This is a genomic window from Helicobacter sp. UBA3407, assembly GCF_949747025.1.
Lineage (GTDB): Bacteria > Campylobacterota > Campylobacteria > Campylobacterales > Helicobacteraceae > Helicobacter_D > Helicobacter_D ganmani.
Window position 1 is genome coordinate 1 of sequence record NZ_CATKCB010000203.1, and the last position, 4203, is coordinate 4203.

Annotated in this window: 5 protein-coding genes; 2 read left to right on the forward strand and 3 right to left on the reverse strand. The window is 35.3% G+C overall.

The annotated features are described in order from the left end of the window. Positions 1-14: 14 nt before the first annotated feature. Both Q1553_RS07415 and Q1553_RS07420 read left to right on the forward strand, forming a co-directional pair. A complete protein-coding gene (locus Q1553_RS07415) occupies positions 15-575 on the forward strand; it encodes a hypothetical protein (RefSeq protein WP_115551176.1) in 561 nt (186 codons plus the stop codon). 297 nt (positions 576-872) lie between these two features. After that, the gene (locus tag Q1553_RS07420) at positions 873-1577 is read left to right on the forward strand and encodes a restriction endonuclease (protein WP_300669001.1); all 705 of its coding nucleotides are present in this window, start codon (positions 873-875) and stop codon (positions 1575-1577) included. Positions 1578-1671: 94 nt separating this feature from the next. Here the strand turns inward: Q1553_RS07420 and trpB are convergent, their stop codons facing one another. From trpB to Q1553_RS07435, 3 genes are all read right to left on the reverse strand, one after another. Beyond that, complete coding sequence (gene trpB / locus Q1553_RS07425) at positions 1672-2874, reverse strand: tryptophan synthase subunit beta (RefSeq protein WP_115551177.1); 1203 nt, start codon at positions 2872-2874, stop codon at positions 1672-1674. 39 nt (positions 2875-2913) lie between these two features. After that, the gene (locus Q1553_RS07430; protein ID WP_115551178.1) at positions 2914-3747 is read right to left on the reverse strand and encodes a hypothetical protein; all 834 of its coding nucleotides are present in this window, start codon (positions 3745-3747) and stop codon (positions 2914-2916) included. A 9-nt stretch (positions 3748-3756) separates the two neighbouring features. Next, a partial coding sequence (locus tag Q1553_RS07435) for an N-acetylmuramoyl-L-alanine amidase (RefSeq protein WP_300842870.1) occupies positions 3757-4203 on the reverse strand: 447 nt, incomplete at its 5' end.

Sequence of the window (4203 nt, forward strand, 5' to 3'; positions counted from 1 at the left end):
AAAAAGGAGGAAAGATGAAAGTTTCATTTAGTTTTTGTTTGGTCAATTTACTTATATTCTTTTTTACAGGCTGTGGAATCAAAACACAAGAATATCATTCATCGGCAGACAATGTGATAGAATTAAAAAAATATAGCACCAAGGTTGCAGTGGGAAATTTTAGTGCAAACAACGCAGGAGAAAGTCATATTTTATGCAGGTTAGCTGAAACGATTTCTACACCAAGCGGAGAGCCATTTTCAGAGTACATCAGAAAAGCTCTTATAGAAGAACTTAAAATAGCTGGGCTATATGATAAAAATTCTAATATTGTTATTATTGGCAACCTTAATAATATCTATGGTAGCAGTGCATTGGCAAACGCTTATTGGGAATTTGATGTAACAATTTCGCAAGAAAATACTTCAAAAACTTTCAATATCCAATCCAAAACGAATTATCCATCTGCTTTTTTAGCTTTCACAGCTTGCACCAATATGGCTGCAACTTTGAATAAAGGCGTCAAAGAGTTGGTTAATAAAATCATTATACATAAAGAATTTGCAGACATTATGCAAGATTATAAAAAACAATAACAACTAGGGAATAACTCTAAACCAACATAAAAGATAGATAAAAAAGGTTTGTAGTACAAAAAATAGGTATAATGATTTTGTGTCGCCATTCGTCGTACTTCTAAATACGAGCCAAGAAGATTTTGAAGCCACAAGATTGCATATTACACTAGAAACTTACAGTAGCACGAATGTGTTAGATAAGAATGTCAAAGCAAAATGAGCCTTAAATATGGCTCAAGTAATTTAATTGAGTAAAATCAACCATAGGGCTTTTTATGTTGGGATACATTTTTATTTATTGTATTTTGTGTATTTTTGATTCGGTTTTTAAATGATATTGATAGCGAACGTAAGGAAAATGCTGACAATCCAACCAAAGAACATAAAAGTCTTTTTCAAATTGCATTTAAAAGCACGTCTAATATCTTTAAAGATATTAATCAAGCTTGGGAAAATACCAATGATGCATTAGAAGCTGGTTTGAACGAAATTGAAGCCAGTTTAAATAATGCTAAAAATATTCAAGATATTGGCAAAAATGAAAACAAACATACAAATCTTAACCAATATCAAAATTATATTGTTAAGGATTCCGAATATTCTAGCGACACTCAAGTAAAATACAAAACTCACAAAATTTCTAGCAAATCACGAAATAAACAAAAAGGCGATAAATACGAATTGCAAATCGGCAAATATTATCAAAAGAAGGGCTATAAGGTATATTTTAAAGGTATTAATGAGGGATTGTACGATGAAGGCATTGATTTAATTGCTTACAGGGGTAAAGAGGCACTTTTAATTCAATGCAAAAATTGGGAGCATTCGCAAGTAAAACAAGGACATTTAAGGAAATTTTTAGGCGATTGCACTGCATATTTAAAGCAAAATCAAAAGATTTTTGCTAAAAAGAATATGCGCCGAGTGTTTGTAACGAGTTGTAAAAATATGAATTATGGAGTAAAGAAATTTATTGTGGAAAATAATATAGAATATAAAGTTATCCCATATTTAGGCTAAGGAATAACTATAAATCTACAATGCATTTGTAGCTCACTAAGCACTCTCCCACAAAGCGTAAATCTGTAATGGAATCGCAAAAAGCGATTCCACCTCACTCCCCATAGCCGAAATTTTCTACAACGAAATCTATGTCTTTATCTCCACGACCGCTTAGATTGACGAGTATTTTTTGTCCCTTTAAATTCGGAGCGACTTTGAGAGCATAAGCCAATGCGTGGCTAGATTCAATTGCGGGAATAATTCCCTCATTTTTACTCAATACAAAAAACGCTTCGATTGCCTCTTTGTCGCTAATCGTTGCGACTTTTGTGCGCCCAATGCTATGCAAATAGGCGTGTTCTGGTCCCACGCTTGGATAATCCAATCCGCTTGCCACACTATACACAGGCGCAGCCTCACCCTTAGAATCCTTTAGCATTATGGAATTAAACCCGTGCATCACTCCCTCACTCCCATAGCTCAAAGACGCAGCGTGCTGCCCTAACGCATTTCCCTTGCCCAAAGGTTCAACCCCTACAAGCTCTACGGCATCTTCAATAAATCCGCTAAAAATTCCCATAGCATTGCTCCCACCTCCTACACAGGCGCACACAATATCAGGCAATTCTCCTGTCATTTCTAAAAACTGCTCCCGCGATTCCACGCCCACAATGGCTTGAAAATCTCGCACCATTTTTGGAAAGGGGTGCGGACCTACGACAGAGCCGATTGCATACATTGTATTTTTGGGGTCTTTCAAATAGGATTCAAAGGCGGAATCCACAGCTTCCTTAAGCGTCTTAGCTCCAAAAGTAACAGGAATCACTTTCGCGCCTAAGACTTTCATGCGCACGACATTAGGGTGTTCTTTAGCAATATCCACCTCTCCCATATGGATTTCACATTCCAATCCAAAATAAGCGGCTGCAGTTGCGATTGCAACACCATGCTGCCCTGCTCCTGTCTCGGCAATTAGCTTCTTTTTACCCATAAATTTTGCCAAAAGTGCCTCACCCATACAATGATTGAGCTTGTGCGCTCCTGTGTGATTTAAATCCTCACGCTTTAGATAAATCCCAGCTCCGCCATATTTCTTAGTTAAATTATGCGCGAAATAAATCGGCGTTGGACGCCCTTGAAAAGTCTCCCGAATCTTTCTTAATTCCGCAATAAAATCACTATTTTGCGCAATGAGATTATAAGCTGTATTGATTTCTTCCATTGCGCTTTTAATAGAATCTGGCACAAAACTGCCACCAAACTTTCCAAAGAACCCAAACTCATCTGGAAACTGCTTCAAATAAGGTTTGTTCATCAAATATCCTTTATCAAAAAATTACATAAAAACTTTCAATCAAACTGAACGCCGAATCGTGAGCTTCATCATCCACGCACTACACCAACCAAACAATACTAAGGCATAAAACGCTTTACGCACTTCAAAATAAGATTCGCTATCTACAAAACTATAAGAAGAAATCATAATCACTATACATATAATAAGGAGCAAAAATAAATTAAATATTTCATAAGAATCAATATTTCTTTTAATGCACAAATATAACACCAATCCAATTCCCACACATAATAACATTAAATCAAAATAACCCAAGATTCCACTTTTAAAAAAAGGTGAAATAGAGAATCCAAACAAAACGCCTAGCATTACATTAAAACTTGGTTGTATGAGCTGCAAGAGTTTGCCAAAATTTGTGCTTTTATTAAAAGAAAAGTTAAAAATATAAAAAATTGCTGGAAAAATCACAAAAAATATATAACAGATATAATCTACAAACATTTGATAAATCGTTTTAGAAAAAACATTTTCTTGAGTTAATCTTAAAGAATCTTCAAAAGAAAAAGGTTCAAAATATGTTCTACGCATTACAAAAAGTTCATAATAAAGCAAAAATGCAAACACACACAATGCACAACCAATCATCAAACTATATAACTTCGGTAAATGGCTAGAATAAATACGCACAATATTAAAAAGGCTCACTATTACACCACAAGCAAGCAGAATCGCACTAATGCTAAAATATACGCCAAAAGGTTGTGTTGTAAGCCGAAACATATGTTTAAAATCTGGAGTAAAACTTGTTAAAACTAACATCAAAATCGTAAAAAGCGCTAGAACAAAATATAAAGAAGAAAATACTAAATGAGGAATCGTAATTTTTGCCATTATTAACCTTTAGGGATTTTTTTGAAAATAGCCATCTACGCCATCAGCAATGCCTTTGGCAATCGTTTTTTGAAAAGCGGTTTGATTCAGTCTTTTACCTTCTTTGGGGTGTGTAATATAGCCTACTTCAAGCAAAACAGAAGGCATAATCGCCCCCACAAGCACCCAAAAGGGTCCCTCACGCACACCACCATCTAGGGTTGCGTACTTAGGGCGCAAAGACTGCAACATACCATACTGAATATCAATAGCTAGACGATTAGAAGCCACAATGCGTTGCGTATTTAAGGTATTTAAAAAAGACTGCTTAGAAAAATAATTCATTCCCTCTGTATCGTCTTTATTTTCTAATGCAGCAACTTTTTTAGCACGCTCACTCCTAGCAGTGGATAAAAAATAACTTTCAACTCCCTCAAATTTTGCCTTATTCTCCGAAATTGCATTAGCGTGGATTGA

What these genes read in the sequence shown, in the direction of transcription:
- Q1553_RS07430 (WP_115551178.1), bottom strand. Translation starts at nt 3,747, where the DNA reads ATGGCAAAAATTACGATTCCTCATTTAGTATTTTCTTCTTTATATTTT.
- Q1553_RS07415 (WP_115551176.1), top strand. Translation starts at nt 15, where the DNA reads ATGAAAGTTTCATTTAGTTTTTGTTTGGTCAATTTACTTATATTCTTT.
- trpB (WP_115551177.1), bottom strand. Translation starts at nt 2,874, where the DNA reads ATGAACAAACCTTATTTGAAGCAGTTTCCAGATGAGTTTGGGTTCTTT.